This window comes from Klebsiella sp. S69 (genome assembly GCF_016516145.1).
GTDB classification, from domain to species: domain Bacteria; phylum Pseudomonadota; class Gammaproteobacteria; order Enterobacterales; family Enterobacteriaceae; genus Klebsiella; species Klebsiella oxytoca.
Window position 1 is genome coordinate 67292 of record NZ_JACVUU010000008.1, and the last position, 14437, is coordinate 81728.

At 56.9% G+C, this 14437-nt stretch carries 14 protein-coding genes; 6 read left to right on the forward strand and 8 right to left on the reverse strand.

From position 1 onward, the window contains the following. Nucleotides 1–115 precede the first annotated feature (115 nt). Nucleotides 116–889 carry a nucleotidyltransferase domain-containing protein gene (locus IAE27_RS09775; protein WP_049593333.1) on the forward strand — a complete coding sequence of 258 codons (774 nt, stop codon included), beginning with the start codon at nucleotides 116–118 and terminating at the stop codon, nucleotides 887–889. 19 nt (nucleotides 890–908) lie between these two features. Here IAE27_RS09775 and IAE27_RS09780 read toward each other — a convergent pair whose 3' ends face one another. Further along, nucleotides 909–1382 (reverse strand): DUF2938 family protein, encoded by a 474-nt coding sequence (locus IAE27_RS09780; RefSeq protein WP_004112040.1) that lies wholly within the window; start codon nucleotides 1380–1382, stop codon nucleotides 909–911. Nucleotides 1383–1465: 83 nt separating this feature from the next. Here IAE27_RS09780 and IAE27_RS09785 point away from each other — a divergent pair, with 83 nt between their 5' ends. The 3 genes from IAE27_RS09785 (at nucleotide 1466) to IAE27_RS09795 (ending at nucleotide 3481) form a co-directional block, all read left to right on the forward strand. Beyond that, nucleotides 1466–1864, forward strand: a complete 399-nt coding sequence (locus tag IAE27_RS09785; RefSeq protein ID WP_070557400.1) for a MerR family transcriptional regulator — start codon at nucleotides 1466–1468, stop codon at nucleotides 1862–1864. A gap of 33 nt (nucleotides 1865–1897) precedes the next feature. Then, nucleotides 1898–2212: a nitroreductase gene (locus IAE27_RS09790; protein ID WP_108703971.1), complete on the forward strand. Its 315-nt coding sequence runs from the start codon at nucleotides 1898–1900 to the stop codon at nucleotides 2210–2212. A 366-nt stretch (nucleotides 2213–2578) separates the two neighbouring features. Continuing rightward, entirely contained in the window at nucleotides 2579–3481 is a 903-nt protein-coding gene (locus IAE27_RS09795; protein ID WP_024274011.1) for a GGDEF domain-containing protein, read from the forward strand. Nucleotide 3482: 1 nt separating this feature from the next. On the opposite strand, the gene IAE27_RS09800 is transcribed toward IAE27_RS09795, so the two are convergent. Further along, nucleotides 3483–4316 (reverse strand): helix-turn-helix transcriptional regulator, encoded by an 834-nt coding sequence (locus tag IAE27_RS09800; RefSeq protein WP_004112046.1) that lies wholly within the window; start codon nucleotides 4314–4316, stop codon nucleotides 3483–3485. 252 nt (nucleotides 4317–4568) lie between these two features. On the opposite strand from IAE27_RS09800, the gene IAE27_RS09805 reads away from it, so the two are divergent. Continuing rightward, nucleotides 4569–5336, forward strand: coding sequence for a phytanoyl-CoA dioxygenase family protein (locus IAE27_RS09805; protein ID WP_004100928.1), 768 nt, complete (start codon nucleotides 4569–4571; stop codon nucleotides 5334–5336). A gap of 31 nt (nucleotides 5337–5367) precedes the next feature. Here IAE27_RS09805 and IAE27_RS09810 read toward each other — a convergent pair whose 3' ends face one another. The 5 genes from IAE27_RS09810 to IAE27_RS09830 are packed head-to-tail and all read right to left on the reverse strand — an operon-like array spanning nucleotide 5368 to nucleotide 10332. After that, entirely contained in the window at nucleotides 5368–5709 is a 342-nt protein-coding gene (locus IAE27_RS09810; protein ID WP_049593331.1) for a PTS fructose-like transporter subunit IIB, read from the reverse strand. Between the two features lie 15 nt (nucleotides 5710–5724). Then, a complete protein-coding gene (locus tag IAE27_RS09815; protein WP_049593330.1) occupies nucleotides 5725–6600 on the reverse strand; it encodes a [formate-C-acetyltransferase]-activating enzyme in 876 nt (291 codons plus the stop codon). Beyond that, nucleotides 6566–8863, reverse strand: coding sequence for a formate C-acetyltransferase (locus tag IAE27_RS09820; protein WP_200092365.1), 2298 nt, complete (start codon nucleotides 8861–8863; stop codon nucleotides 6566–6568). The genes IAE27_RS09815 and IAE27_RS09820 overlap by 35 nt, the downstream gene beginning before the upstream one ends. A 51-nt stretch (nucleotides 8864–8914) precedes the next feature. Then, nucleotides 8915–9235, reverse strand: coding sequence for a PTS fructose-like transporter subunit IIB (locus IAE27_RS09825; RefSeq protein WP_004100938.1), 321 nt, complete (start codon nucleotides 9233–9235; stop codon nucleotides 8915–8917). A gap of 20 nt (nucleotides 9236–9255) precedes the next feature. Next, nucleotides 9256–10332 (reverse strand): PTS fructose transporter subunit EIIC, encoded by a 1077-nt coding sequence (locus IAE27_RS09830; RefSeq protein ID WP_004100940.1) that lies wholly within the window; start codon nucleotides 10330–10332, stop codon nucleotides 9256–9258. A 308-nt stretch (nucleotides 10333–10640) separates the two neighbouring features. On the opposite strand from IAE27_RS09830, the gene ptsP reads away from it, so the two are divergent. After that, entirely contained in the window at nucleotides 10641–13142 is a 2502-nt protein-coding gene (ptsP, locus tag IAE27_RS09835; protein WP_200092367.1) for a phosphoenolpyruvate--protein phosphotransferase, read from the forward strand. A 164-nt stretch (nucleotides 13143–13306) separates the two neighbouring features. Here ptsP and IAE27_RS09840 read toward each other — a convergent pair whose 3' ends face one another. Continuing rightward, nucleotides 13307–14416 carry a tartrate dehydrogenase gene (locus IAE27_RS09840; RefSeq protein WP_154022816.1) on the reverse strand — a complete coding sequence of 370 codons (1110 nt, stop codon included), beginning with the start codon at nucleotides 14414–14416 and terminating at the stop codon, nucleotides 13307–13309. Nucleotides 14417–14437: the final 21 nt, after the last annotated feature.

Below are 14437 nucleotides of genomic sequence, written 5' to 3' on the forward strand. Positions count from 1 at the left end.
ACAGCCCGTTGGGTAAGCGCGAAAGGCGAACGCGAGATAATATTGTTTGCCCGTCAGGCGCCAACGTACCGCCCGCAGGTTGTTGCGGGCATACCGTCAGTAAACAGGAGAAAGAATGGCTGTCGATAGCAATGGCGACATTGCCCTGCCAATAGTGAACGCAATGCAGCCCGAATTCGCCCGCGTAGTGGACGGGGTCGTGGCAACGCTAACCCGGTGCTTCCCTGAACTGATGCATAGCCTTTATGTTTACGGTAGCGTGGCGCAAGGACGAGCAACGCCCGACAAGTCCGATCTCGACATGAGCGTGATATTCCACGATCGCTCCGATCGGGCCACAGCGGCGCGGCTCGCTGAGATTAAGCGTGAACTGGAAAAGAGCTATCCGGTTGTCAGTAAAATCGATTTTGATTGCGGTGTGCTGCCGCAAGTCCTGCACCCGGATCATACGCTGAGCTGGGGATACTGGCTTAAACATCATTGCGTCTGCGTGTACGGCGAAGATCTGAGCCGCCGGTTTGCTCCCTTTAAACCGGCAAAAGCTATCGCCGTTGCCGTAAATGGGGATTTCCTGCCGGTACTGGAAAAATTCATGGCACAAATACGCTCATCCGCGGATAAGAATGAAGGGTTACAGCTGCAGCGCGCTGCCGCACGCAAAATCATCCGCGCAACCAGTATCCTGCGTAGTGAGTACGACAAAGACTGGCCGGACACCCTTGCTGAGCACCATGGTAAGCTCATTGCCCGCTATCCTGAAAAAGCTGATGACATGGATTACCTGCTGGCAGTGAGTCATGAACCTCGGGGAGACCTGGCCGACTTTGAAAAAAGGATTCTGGCTTTTGCCCGCTGGCTTAACGTCGAGTTTCATCGTCGTCAAAGCTGAGCGGAAAAGCGCCCTGGCCTCATGCTCTGCTAACCATAGCCGTGATATAAAGTCCGCATCCCCAGGCCAGGTGCGTAAGCACGCTCAGCAAGCGAGCCAGCCACGGGCGCGAGGTACGCGACGCCGCCACACCAAAGCCCAATGCGGGTTGAAGAATCAAGAACGGCGCAAATAACGTTAGCACGCCTGCCAGCAGGCCTGCCGTCAGCGTCGGCTCGTTTAACCAGACGGTTCCGTTCAATGCCAGCGGGACAAAAGCAAAAATGGCCCCGGTCAGGTAGTGAAACACCCAGCCGATAACGCTCTCTCCACGCAATGCCGGCGTGGAAGCGATGGTATTATGGCAAAGCTTTCCTCTGAAAAGCCATGCAATCCAGCGACCCACCAGCGCATAGTTTAGCGGCGGCAGCTTGAGCAGGTATTTTTGGCCGAATGACCAGAGATCCATTATCAGCGTCGCGCCAATACCCGTTATGACCGTTTTTACTACCATCATCGTCTCCAGGGTGTACTCCTTTTCCAATGCATGTCAGGCTGGTACCCAGTGTGCAACTTGAAGCGAGGTTTAAGTCAACCATGAAAGCCCTCGATATTCGGGAAATTGCCGATCTTTCTGGCATAAATCCCTCCGCGCTGCGTTATTACGAAAAAAAAGGATTAATTCAGCCTGTTGGCCGTAACGGTTTACGACGGCAATATCACCAAAATGTGCTCAATAAACTGCAGCTCATTACGTTGGGGCAGGCGGCAGGGTTTACGCTGGATGAACTTGCCGCGATGTTTGGTTCGCAAGCCGGGGTCACGATTGACCGGGGGCTGCTCCTCCAGCGGGCGAAAGAGATTGATGCCACCGTGCGCAAGCTGCAGCTGTTAAGCCGCGGGCTGAAGCACGCAGCGCGCTGCAAGCAGCCGGAGCCTGTTCATTGTGAAGAGTTCAAAAGAGTGGTGGCGAAAGGGTTGAGGCTGGTTGGCTGATTAATTACTTCAGACTGTGATGAGAGCATTATAATGGACAAAAATTTTACACCTGAGCAAATCGAAATCATTAATCGCGTGGTTTTTGCGCGCGTCGAACAAATGAAAGAGCAAGTGACTGACCTTATTGCGCAGACAGAGCGCGATGCGCACCAGCAGCTGGCGGATTGCGGGATTGATATGACCGATTTCTGTCCGGCTAATCAGCACTTTCTTATGATGACAATCGTCCAGGCGCTGATAGATCGGGTGCACGGCGGCAACAGGGTCCTTGCCCGGAAGATAATAACCATGGAGGCGAAGAGACTGAACGTCAGCGTTAACGTTGAAGCTGATAGTTCGAGATAGCCTTGAGGCTGAGTCTGTGGCGGACCAGAGCGTTATAAACTGCGTCAGCACTGCCTTGTTTGCATAGCAGAGTCAGCCCCTTCAGCATCGGCCATCGGGCTAAAAATGGAAGACCGCTCCCGGAGTCCAGAAAAGGCCTTTCCCCCAGCACCGATTGCCACATCCTCGTAGCGTTAACTCTTTATTATTCGCGCCACTGACTTCGTCGCCATGGATTGGTAGTAGGTTGGAACATTCCGCGGGGTCAGTCCACTCTCTTCTGCTCGCTGCTGCGCATCGTCAGGCTGCGCGCCTTTAAAGTTCGCTCAATCGCTCTGCGCTGTTATGCTAAAAGTCTGGCAAGCCGCGCTGTTAAGAGACCTGACCATGCCCGAACGCGAGAAAAACATCCATATTCAACCCTCATCTTCAATCTCCCGCACCCATATTCTACCGGCGCTGCTGGCGATCGTCGCCGTGACCGGACTGTGCGCGTATATCTCGTCGCCGCTGGGGCCGTGGCGCGAAATTTTGATTAATCCCGGAATGTATATCGATCTGCTGGCGCTGCTATTTCTGCTGTTTATGCTCTGGAGCTCCACCAAAGTGCGCATGAATCACGTGGCGGTTAACTGGGTACGCTACGGACTGCTGCTGTGGATTGCCGGCGGTACGTTCGATCTGATGGATGAAATCTTTCACCAGCCGCGCTGGATGGGGTACTACTGCGAAGATCTGCTGCGCCTGTCCGGCATGTTGCTGAGCGCAGTCGGGGTCTACAAAATTATTGAGCGCATCAATCTGCTGTACGTTGATGCGCGTTCCCAATCATTAAAGGATGAGCTGACCCAACTGCCTAACCGTCGCTTCTTTATCGACACCATCCGCGAGAAGGAGGGACGCAGGCTGGGGCTAATGATTGTCGATATCGATTACTTCAAGAAAATTAATGACACCTGGGGCCATCTGGTGGGGGACGAAGTCCTCTTTGCTCTCGGTAAGCAGCTGGCTAAGCTCACCAGCGATAAGGTGCTGCCTTCGAGGATTGGCGGCGAAGAGTTTGCCATTATTGTCGACGGAATGACGGCGCAGGAAGTGGATGAACTGGCGCAGGCTATTCTGCAAAACGCCCGGGCGATCCTGATCAACCACGACCATCCGCTGTCGATCAGTATCGGTGTTGGTCTGCGTAACAAAGGGGAACCGCAAAACCTGTTTATTAAAAAGGTCGATGACGCCCTCTATAAGGCCAAAAATAACGGTCGCGGGCGGGTCGAGTGGGCCGTCTGAGTCAGCCCTGCTGCGCGCTGCGGCAGTGGCGACGATATTCTGATGGCGAACGCTCGGTGTAGCGTTTAAACACCCGGCAAAAATAGTTGCTGTCGACGAACCCGCAGTTGTGGGCGATCTCTTTTACCTTGAGATCGTAGCCGCGCAGCAGCTTTTTGGCCTTTTCCAGGCGTACGCTGGTGAGAAACTCATTAAAACCGACGGAGCCGGATTTCTGGAAAATATGCGACAGGTAATTGGGCGTAATATGAAAGCGTTTCGCCACCGACTCGCGGGTCAGGGGCTGGCTGAGATGCTCTTCGAGATAGTCCTGCACCGCCAGAAACAGATCGCGACTGCGGCTGACGCGCATCTCCAGCCCCACCAGCTGTTCAAGGCAGTGGCTTAACAGGGCCGCGACCACCAGCCTGGCGGTCACCGGATCCGGCTGCAGGCAGATTTCATTAAGCGACAGCAGCAGATAGGAGCCAACGCGCGGCCCCAGGCGGGCAACGTTCTGCTTTTCCGTGCGCAGCTGCTTGCCGTCCCAGTACTGAACGCAGAATCCGAGCTTCTGGCGGCCAAAGAGGATGCTTAACGTCGATGCCGGCCCGGTCCACTCCGGCAGCGTCCACTTGCCCGCCTGAACGTAGAGCACCTGCGAGGCGGAGAGCATCGTCTCCGATAGCGGCAGCCCGCTCTCCTTAAGCTCACCCTCAAGCACAATTTCCAGCCGCGGAAAGGGCACTTTAAACGCCAGCGCAGGCTCGGAGATATCCGGGTCGGGGAATCTGACGTGCAGATTATCTTTCTGATTTACTAAACGATTTAAAATATCCGCCAGATCGTCAATCATTCCGTACGCCTTAGAAGAGAACAATTATCTTGTTGATTATAATCTATTTTATCAGTGGTGATTTGTTCTGTGTCAGGCTGGGTCGCGAATGTTTGCCCTACAGAAAGAGGAAAAAAGCTGGATTTTGATAGCCATCACACTTTTCTTCCTCGCGTACGCTTGTCCAGTTTTTCGTAGTTTTGGCCTCATGTATTCCCGGTCGGTGCAGATTAGAGTTTGTTTTGTGTTATCGATAAGTTAAGGAATAGAAATATGGAACAACAATCTGCGGTTTATCTGGATGCGCTGGGGGCGAATGTTGCGCTGAGCCCGACAATGAAACAGGAACTGGATACCCTGGGCTACACCGTCGTGCATAACGTGGTGGACGCGGAGTGGCTGGCGGCGATGCGCGAGCTTATCGACGCCATCGTCGAGAGAGAGGGCGACAGTCTGGCCATTGAACACCACCAGGAAGCGACCGCCACGCGCATTGCCAACCTGATTAATAAAGGGGTGATTTGGGAAAAGGTCTGGTCGCATCCGCTGATACTTTCCGCCTGCCGGTATATTTTTCAGGGCGATTTTAAAGTCTCCAGCCTGAACGCGCGGGAAGCGTTGTTTAACGGCGGCCATCAGCCGCTGCATGCGGACTGGAAAAAACCGCGTCCTGACTTTCCGAAAGTACATCTGGTGAATACGATATGGGCTATCGATGACCTGAGCGCTGAAAACGGCGCACCGCGCATTATCCCCGGCACCCATTTGCGTCCGGAGCTGCCGGAAGAGGTGCTGGACGACCCGGAGCTGGCGCATCCTGATGAAGTGGTGTTCGCCGCGCCGGCGGGCAGCGTGATGATTTATAACGCCCACGCCTGGCACGGCGGGACGCGCAACCGCGTCGGCAGCAGAAGGCGGGTGCTGCACGGCTTATATATCGACAGAGCGGATACCGCGCAGCAGGATCAGCAGCGCTGGCTGACGCCGGAAACCGCCAGCCGTTTGACCCCCGCGCAGAAATGGCTGCTGGGGGTGGCGTAAATTAAATTGCCGAAACACGGTGTTCCCGCTCTCAAGGGATCTCAATATAAACCACCGGTTTTTTCATAATGCATTTCACCGCGTCGACGATCTGCTGCGGCTGCAGCAGAAAAGTTTTGATGCTGGTCTTAATGGTGCGGATGCCGTTGAAGCGTCTGGCATCGTCAATTTCAATATCCGTCACCAGCAGAACGACATCGGCATGGGCAATATCGTCAGCGGTAATTTTGTTCTCAACCCCCAGCGCGCCCTGGGTTTCGATTTTGATATTCCATTTCTCATGGTGGCCGACCTTTTCCAGGCGTTCGGCCGCCATATAAGTGTGAGCGACGCCGCTGACGCATGCCGTGACGGCAACGATATTGAAATCCATAGCATCCTCCAGGCGTTATCCGCCAATGGTCACGCTAAAACCGGCCCGTTCGGCCAGCGTCCTGAATGGCTGAATCTCAGATTCTGCAGGGGCCTTAATCATCGACATCGACCATTTTTTTCCCAGTAAATGATATTTTGGTTCGCCGAACTGATGGAACGGCAGAAGATGAATTTCGCGCAGCTTAAAGGGGGCCAAAAACGCCAGGATCTGGCGGAAATTCTCTTCGTTAAGCGTAAATCCCGGAATCAGCGGCACCCGGGGAATAAGCGGGATTTGGGCTTCGACCAGACGGGTGAAGTTATCCAGCACCCGCGGCATATTCATCCGCAGCTGCTCCCGGGCCAGCGCTTCATCCATGATTTTCAGATCGAACAGCACTTCATCACACGCCTGAGCCAGCGGAAAAAAGCGGCTGAACGCGGTATCGCCCGCTGTTTCAATCGCCGTTCTGATCCCCCATTCGCGCAAGCGGCGCAGAAAACGCGCGGCAAATTCGGCCTGCATCAGGACTTCGCCGCCCGACAGGGTCACGCCGCCGCCCGAGGCGCGGAAGAAGATCTCATCCTTCAGCACCTCTTTAAGCAGATGATCGAGGGTAACGTCGCGGCCAATCTGCTCCCACGCGCCGGAGGGGCACTCGACCACGTCCTGCTGGCAGCGCGAGCAGCGCAGGCACTTGCTCTCCCGGCGTACGGTCTGAATTTTCGGCGAGATCGACTCCGGATTAGCGCACCACGGACAGGTATGCGGGCAGCCCTTAAAAAACACCACGGTGCGGATCCCCTGACCGTCATTCAAAGAGTAGCGCTGGATGTTAAAAATGCGCGCCTTATCGGCGCGCGTTTCCATGACCTCACAGCTGATGCGCGGTGCGGCGGATAATGTCATCCTGAATCTCCTGCGACAGCTCAACGAAAAAGGCGCTGTAACCCGCAACGCGCACCACCAGACCGGCAAAATCCTGCGGCCGCTGCTGGGCTTCGCGCAGCGTATCGGCGTTGACCACGTTGAACTGAATATGCTGTAGCCTCAGCCTGGTGAATGCCTGCAGGAAGTCGGCCAGCTTATTCAGGCCGCTGTCGCCGGCAAGCGTTGCCGGGGTGAATTTGACGTTCAGCAGCGTACCGTTGGAGAGCAGAAAGTTATCCAGCTTGCTGACCGACTTGAGCACCGCGGTCGGTCCCTGAACGTCCTGGCCGAGCATCGGCGACAGCCCGCCGTCCGCCAGCTGTTCTCCCGCCAGGCGTCCGTCCGGGGTGGCGCCGACGACCGAACCGAGCGGCACGTGGGCAGAGACGGTATAGGAACCCGGCGTAAACTGACCGCCGCGCGGGTTCTGGTATTGTTCTACCTCTTTGCAGTAAAAGCGCAGTAGATCGGCGCTGATGTTGTCCACTTCGTCAATATCGTTGCCGTATTTCTCGAAGCGGTTGATTAGGCGAGCGCGAATTTTTTCCCCTTCCGGCGTCTGGAAATTGGCTTTCAGCACTGCGATAAGTTCAGCGAAGCTGAGCCGTTTTTGCTCAAAAACCATCCCTTTTAGCGCGTGCAGCGAGTCGCTGAGGTTAGCAATGCCGATGCCCTGGACCCCGGAGAAGTTATAGCGCGCGCCGCCTGCGGTAATATCCTGACCGTGCTGCACGCAATCCTCAATAAAAGAAGAGAGCAGGGGAACCGGCGCCCAGTCGCGGTGGCCGATATCGCAAATGTTGCTGCCTTCCACCATCAGCTTAATGTAATAGCGAATCTTGTCGCGGATCTGGTTAATCAGCCCATCCCAGGTGATATCAGGATTGCTTTCGTTTTCCAGCATCACGATTTCCATCACCTTCAGCAGGTTAAACATGGCGATATCGTGCAGGCCGTAGGTGCGTCCCGGGATCGACAGCTCAACGCAGCCAACCACCGAATAATCCCGCGCGTCCTCCAGCGATACGCCGCGGTTGAGAAATGCCGGGATCACCACTTCATCATTAAAGATTTGCGGAATGCCGGTACCGAGGCGAATGGTCTCGGCGGTTTTGCGCAGGAAAGGACGATCGATGAGCTCGTTGACGCGTACGCCAAGGTTCGGCTGCGGCAGTCGAACGTTCTGGTAGGCGTCGAGGGACAGAAACGACAAAATATTGACCGCGCTGCGTCCGGTCTCGGTCAGGCCGCCGAGCAGCGCGGTATAGCCGGTCGGGAAGCCTGCAAAGTAGCGCGCGCTGCTGGTGGAGCGCAGCAGAACGATATCGTTGCACTTCACCCACAGCGACTCCAGCAGCTCCTGAAGAAACTGCGGATCCTGGCCGCGATTCAGCGAAGTCTGATAGTACGGCAGCATGTACTGGTCAAAGCGTCCCAGCGAGATAGAGCTGGCGTTGGATTCATACTGCAAAATGATGTTCATATACCAGAAGAGCTGGCAGGCCTGCCAGAAATCTTCCGGGCGGTGTACCGCATTATGGCGGGAGATGTTGGCGATGGTCTCCAGCTCTTTGCGCCGCTGTTCATCAGCACAATCGGCGGCCATTTCATCGGCAAGGGCCGCATAGCGCAGAATATGGCGCTGGGAGGCTTCTAGCAGGATCAGCACCGCCTGATAAAAACTGTTCTGCGGGTGCTGCTGACGCACCGCCTTAATCTCCGTCACCAGCGCGGCGAGGCCGTTTTCCAGCAGGCGAGGGTAGTCGATAATGATATGTCCCTGGCCCTTATCGGTCTGGTTGACGCTAAAAATCTGCGTGCTGACGGCGTTTTTGACTTCATCGGTCATCTGGGCGTTGATGAAGTCCTTCATCGAGCGATTTTCCCAGTAGGGGAACAACTCTTCGCGGTAGATGCGCTTGTCTTCTTCGCTGATATTGAAACGGTCCTGCGGGCGGGTCGGGAACTGGTCCAGCTCCTTGAGCAGCCAGTAGGGGTCCATCTCCGGGGACATAATTCCGGCGCGCGGCTTGATGGTCCGGTTGCCGGCAATCAGTTCATCATCACGAATCGAAATCTGCACATGATCGAGGATCCATGCGGTCGCTTTCGCCCGGCGGATCATTACCGGCTCACCCTCCGTCTGTTTATGGCTGGCGGTGTAGAGCAGCGCCCGCTCGAGTGAGATTTCGCGCGGGTTGGCGAACAGACGATCTTTTAAGCGTTGAGTGCGATTGGTCATGACAAACTCCATGTTATTTTGCGGGGCGCAGGGCGCGCCCCGGGCATTCAGTCAGGCATTCTGTGAAAGGTGGCTGTCGATTTTGTTCATAATGGCTTCGGCGCGCTTCACGGCATCACTGATGTTGACGCGCACGATGGTTTTACCGGCAAAGCGTTCTTCAAACTTAATGCCGATATCTTTGGTCAGAATCACCATATCGGCGCTGGCGACGTCTTCTGCGGTCAGCTCGTTCTCAATGCCGATGGAGCCCTGAGTCTCGACTTTGACCTGCCAGCCTTTGGCTTTAGCGGCGCTCTCCAGCGATTCTGCGGCCATATAGGTATGGGCAACGCCAGAGGGGCAAGCGGTAACGGCGATAATTTTGGTCATACGATATTCCTTCCACTGTTTCAGTTAATTTCGAAATCAAGATCCATCTCGTCATCGGCTTTGGCGTCTGACGTTTTCTTTTTCGCCAGGGCTTTGAGCAGAATGACGCAGGCGGCGCTGACGATGGCGCCGACCGCCAGACCGGCAACAAACCCGCCTTTACCTTCGACGACCGGCAGAACGATGAGCCCGCCCCAGCCGGCGTAGCACTGGGCGCCGAGCAGCGCGGCGGTGACGCAGCCGGCGGCGGCGCCGATCATATTGGCCGGGATAACGCGCAGCGGGTCGGCGGCGGCGAAGGGGATCGCGCCTTCGGTCACGCCAACGCAGCCCATCACCAGCGCGGCTTTCCCGGTTTCGCGCTCTTCCGCGGAGAAATATTTACGCCCAATCAGCGTTGCCAGGCCCATGCCCAGCGGCGGCACGGCGATACCGACGGCGGCGATGGCCACTACGCTGTAAACGCCCTGAGAAACGCAAATCAGCATGAAGGCGTAGGCGACTTTATTCACCGGACCGCCCATGTCGAAGGCCAGCATCAGGCCCATAATGATGGCGAGAATAACGATGCTGCCTTCGCGCATGCCCTGCAGCCAGCCGGTCAGACTGGCGGTCAGCGCGCCAATCGGCTCGCCGAGACCCCACATCATGATCCCGGCGGTTATAAAGGTGCCGATAATCGGGATAACGAAGATGGGCATCACCGAGCGCAGCACCTTGTGCACCGGGATTTTCTTCAGGTAGTAAACCACCAGCCCGCCAATGATCCCGGCAATCAGCGCGCCGAAGAAACCGGCGCCGAAGCTGTTGCCGACCCAGGCGCCGATGGCGCAGGGGGCCAGCGCCGCGCGGTCGGAGATGGAGTAGCCGATATAGGCCGCCAGAAATGGCACCATTAGCGTCAGACCGGCGACGCCGATATCAAACAGTTTTTTCAGGTTAGGGTCGGTGGCGGCATCGGGCACCGCGCCCTTGCCATACAACATGACGGAGACTGCCAGCAAGATCCCACCGGACACGACAAACGGGATCATATGTGAAACCCCGGTCATGAGGTGCTGGCGGGTATTTTTTAATATTTGCACCAGTTCGTTCATTGTTTTTCTCCTGAGCGCTGCGTGGCCCGTGACTGAGTTGATGTCTCAACATTAGAAAAAGGGCGGCGCATAAAATAGTAGAGAAAAAGTGCATTTACTGGATATTTGTAAGGCGAGGAGAAAATTGCGATCCACCTCAAATCTTAGTTCTGGTGGGTTTTTGATGCCCTTCACGAGGCGATTTGTGACCACGAGCATAAAAAAGATTCAGCCATACAATTATCCAGTAATTACCACTTTTATCGTGTAGTGGCGGGCGGCTTCTTTCTTTACCTTTTGGCTAATACGCATTATTCAGGAGGAAGGCGATGGCTCTGGTAATTGAATTCATATGTGATTTGCCCAACGGCGTACATGCGCGTCCGGCAAGCCTGGTAGAAACGCTGTGCAATACTTTTTCATCTTCAGTCGAATGGGTAAACACCCGCACAGAAGGACGCGGAAACGCCAAAAGCGCGCTGGGGATTATTGGCACCAATACCTTAAAGGGCGACCGCTGCCAGCTTGTTGTCAGCGGTGAAGATGAACAGCAGGCGTTTAATACGCTAACGGCGTTCATCACCGACAAGTTCCCGCACTGCGATGCGCCGCTGCCGGCGGCGGAGCAAATGGCCGTTCAGCCGGTTCCTGAATCCCTCTCGCGTCTTAATCCTACCCTGTTTCACGCGCTGCCGGTCTGCGCCGGCAGCGCGGGCGGCAGGCTCACCCATCTTAAGTCCCTCGACCTGCGCGATTCAGGCGCGCTGCCTGCAGCGGGCGCAATTGAACAGGAACAGGCGGCGCTGGACAGGGGCCTGACCCTGCTGGTGAAAAATATTGAGTTCCGCCTGCTGGATAACGACGGTACCGCCAGCGCGATCCTTGAGGCGCATCGCTCTCTGGCCACCGACGCCTCGCTGCGCCAGCATCTGCTGGACGGGCTGTTGAACGGTCTGAGCTGCGCTGAAGCGGTGGTCGCGACCGGCGAACATTTTTGCGCCCAGTTCAGCGCTTCCGGCAATAGCTATTTGCAGGAGCGGGTGCTGGACGTGCGCGATGTGTGCTTCCAGCTTCTGCAGCATATCTACGGTGAGGATCGTTTTCCGGCACCGGGTAAGCTGACCGAAGAGGCCATCTGCCTCGCCGATGAACTCACCCCCAGCCAGTTTCTTGAACTGGATAAAACGCTGCTTAAAGGCCTGCTGCTGCGCAGCGGCGGCACCACTTCACATACGGTGATCCTCGCGCGTTCGTTCAATATTCCCACCCTGGTGGGCGTCGATATGGAGGCGCTGCTGCCGTGGGTCGATCGCCGGGTACAGATTGACGGTAACGCCGGGCTGGTGGTGGTGAATCCCGATGAAGCGGTGGCGCGCTACTATCAGCAGGAGGCCTGGGTACAGGCGCAAATCCGCCGCCAGCAGCAGGCCTGGCTGGATAAAGAGGGCCGAACGGAAGACGGTATTCGTCTGGAGGTGGCGGCCAACATCGCCCATTCGGTAGAGGCGGCGGCGGCCTTCAACAACGGCGCGCAGTCGGTAGGACTGTTCCGCACCGAGATGCTCTATATGGACAGGCCCAGCGCGCCGTCGGAAAACGAGCTGTATAACATCTTTTGCCAGGCGCTGGAGCCGGCCAACGGGCGCAGCATTATCATCCGCACCATGGATATCGGCGGCGACAAGCCTGTGGCCTACCTCAACATCCCGGCGGAGAATAACCCGTTCCTCGGCTACCGGGCGGTGCGTATTTATGAGGAGTATCAGGCGCTGTTCCGCACTCAGCTGCGGGCGATTCTGCGCGCTTCCGCGCACGGCGCGCTGAAAATCATGATCCCGATGATCTCCTCGATGGAAGAGATCTTATGGGTCAAAGAGCAGTTGGCGGATGCTAAACAGTCGCTGCGCAGCGAACATATCCCGTTTGATGAAAAGATCCCGCTGGGCATTATGCTTGAGGTGCCGTCGGTGATGTTTATCATCGATCAGTGCTGCGAAGAGATTGATTTCTTTAGTATCGGCAGCAACGACCTGACCCAGTACCTGCTGGCGGTGGATCGCGATAACGCCAGGGTGACGCGCCACTACAACAGCCTCAATCCGGCTTTTCTGCGCGCGCTGGATTACGCGGTTCAGGCGGTGCATCGTCAGGGGAAATGGATTGGCCTGTGCGGCGAGCTGGGGGCTAAAGGTTCGGTGCTGCCGCTGCTGGTGGGGCTGGGGCTGGATGAGCTGAGCATGAGCGCGCCGTCGATTCCGGCAACCAAGGCGCGTCTGGCGCAGCTTGACAGCCGCGCCTGCCGTCAGCTGCTTAACCAGGCGATGCAGTGCCGTACTTCATTAGAGGTAGAACATCTGCTTGCCCAGTTCCGCATGACCCAGCAGGACGCGCCGCTGATTACTCCGCAGTGCATTACGCTGAACAGCGACTGGCGTAGCAAAGAGGAGGTCATTAAGGGCATGACTGATAATCTGCTGCTGGCCGGGCGCTGCCGCTATCCGCGTAAGCTGGAAGCCGATCTGTGGGCTCGCGAAGCGGTGTTCTCTACCGGTTTAGGCTTTAGCTTCGCCATTCCACACAGTAAATCTGAGCATATCGAGCAGTCGACCATCAGCGTCGCCCGTCTGGCGCAGCCGGTAGCGTGGGGCGACGACGAGGCGCAGTTTGTGATTATGCTGACGCTTAATAAGCATTCGGCGGGGGATCAACATATGCGTATTTTCTCGCGGCTGGCGCGGCGCATTATGCATGAAGAGTTCCGGCAATCGCTGGTGACGGCGCAGAGCTGCGAGGCGATCGCGGCGCTGCTGCAGCGCGAGCTGGAGCTGTAATTCGGTCCGGAGAATCTCCCCGGTGGCGCTTGCGCTTACCGGGGCTACGGGCTTCCAGCGATCGGCGGGGCGGTAGCCCGGGTAAGGCGTTTACGCCGCGACCCGGGATATCCGGGCCCGGTGCTTGAGGGAGGCTGTCCGGCGACCATTGCCGAAAGCGGCGCTTACGCGCCTGTTCGGGCGACCTGGTGTCCGGCAATAGCCTGACAAATGGCCTCGCCCACCTGCTGGGTGGAGGCAGTGCCTTTCATATCCGGCGTCTTTGGTCCGCTGGCAATGGTCTGCTCAATCGCTGCGAGAATGCCGTCATGGGCGGCCTGGTAGCGAGCGTCACCGTTGCCGAGGAAGTCGAGCATCATCGCGCCAGCCCAGATGGTGGCAATCGGATTGGCGATATTTTTGCCGTAGATATCCGGCGCCGAACCGTGTACCGCCTCAAACAGCGACGGAAAGGTGCGATCCGGGTTGAGGTTTGCCGATGGGGCAATGCCGATGGTGCCCGTACAGGCCGGGCCGAGATCGGAAAGGATATCGCCGAACAGATTAGAGCCGACCACTACGTCAAAACGCTCCGGCTGCAGCACGAAACGGGCGCACAGAATATCAATATGCTGCTTATCCCATTTCACCTCCGGGTATTGCTGCGCCATCGCTTCGACGCGCTGGTCCCAGAAGGGCATGCTGATGGCGAGGCCGTTAGATTTGGTCGCCGAGGTCAGGGTTCTGCGCGGGCGGCTTTGCGCCAGCTCAAAGGCGTAGCGCAGGATGCGGTCAACGCCGCGGCGGGTAAACACCGACTCCTGAATCACCACTTCATGTTCGGTTCCCGGATTCACATGGCCGCCAAGAGCGGAATACTCCCCTTCGGTGTTTTCACGAACCACGTAGAAATCGATATCGCCGGGCTGTTTACCCGCCAGCGGGCAGGGGACGCCGGGGAACAGGCGCACCGGACGCAGGTTGACGTACTGGTCGAATTCGCGGCGGAACTTCAGCAACGAGCCCCAGAGGGAGATATGATCCGGGACGATATCCGGCCAGCCGACCGCGCCGAAATAGATCGCATCAAAGCCTTTCAGCTGCGCGTGCCAGTCCTCGGGCATCATAGTGCCGTGTTGGGCGTAATAATCGCAGCTGGCCCACTCGAAGTGCTCGAAGCTTAACGCCAGCCCCCAGCGTTCGGCGGCGGCCTGCAGTACGCGCATCCCTTCCGGCAGCACCTCTTTACCGATGCCATCGCCGGGGATGGCGGCAATACGTAAGGTTTTATTCATCGTTATTCTCAGTTTGAGGTA

Bases quoted from the DNA above. Each gene is read 5' to 3' on its own strand.
- IAE27_RS09775 (WP_049593333.1), top strand. From the start codon at position 116: ATGGCTGTCGATAGCAATGGCGACATTGCCCTGCCAATAGTGAACGCA.
- IAE27_RS09780 (WP_004112040.1), bottom strand. From the start codon at position 1,382: ATGGTAGTAAAAACGGTCATAACGGGTATTGGCGCGACGCTGATAATG.
- IAE27_RS09785 (WP_070557400.1), top strand. From the start codon at position 1,466: ATGAAAGCCCTCGATATTCGGGAAATTGCCGATCTTTCTGGCATAAAT.
- IAE27_RS09790 (WP_108703971.1), top strand. From the start codon at position 1,898: ATGGACAAAAATTTTACACCTGAGCAAATCGAAATCATTAATCGCGTG.
- IAE27_RS09795 (WP_024274011.1), top strand. From the start codon at position 2,579: ATGCCCGAACGCGAGAAAAACATCCATATTCAACCCTCATCTTCAATC.
- IAE27_RS09800 (WP_004112046.1), bottom strand. From the start codon at position 4,316: ATGATTGACGATCTGGCGGATATTTTAAATCGTTTAGTAAATCAGAAA.
- IAE27_RS09805 (WP_004100928.1), top strand. From the start codon at position 4,569: ATGGAACAACAATCTGCGGTTTATCTGGATGCGCTGGGGGCGAATGTT.
- IAE27_RS09810 (WP_049593331.1), bottom strand. From the start codon at position 5,709: ATGGATTTCAATATCGTTGCCGTCACGGCATGCGTCAGCGGCGTCGCT.
- IAE27_RS09815 (WP_049593330.1), bottom strand. From the start codon at position 6,600: ATGACATTATCCGCCGCACCGCGCATCAGCTGTGAGGTCATGGAAACG.
- IAE27_RS09820 (WP_200092365.1), bottom strand. From the start codon at position 8,863: ATGACCAATCGCACTCAACGCTTAAAAGATCGTCTGTTCGCCAACCCG.
- IAE27_RS09825 (WP_004100938.1), bottom strand. From the start codon at position 9,235: ATGACCAAAATTATCGCCGTTACCGCTTGCCCCTCTGGCGTTGCCCAT.
- IAE27_RS09830 (WP_004100940.1), bottom strand. From the start codon at position 10,332: ATGAACGAACTGGTGCAAATATTAAAAAATACCCGCCAGCACCTCATG.
- ptsP (WP_200092367.1), top strand. From the start codon at position 10,641: ATGGCTCTGGTAATTGAATTCATATGTGATTTGCCCAACGGCGTACAT.
- IAE27_RS09840 (WP_154022816.1), bottom strand. From the start codon at position 14,416: ATGAATAAAACCTTACGTATTGCCGCCATCCCCGGCGATGGCATCGGT.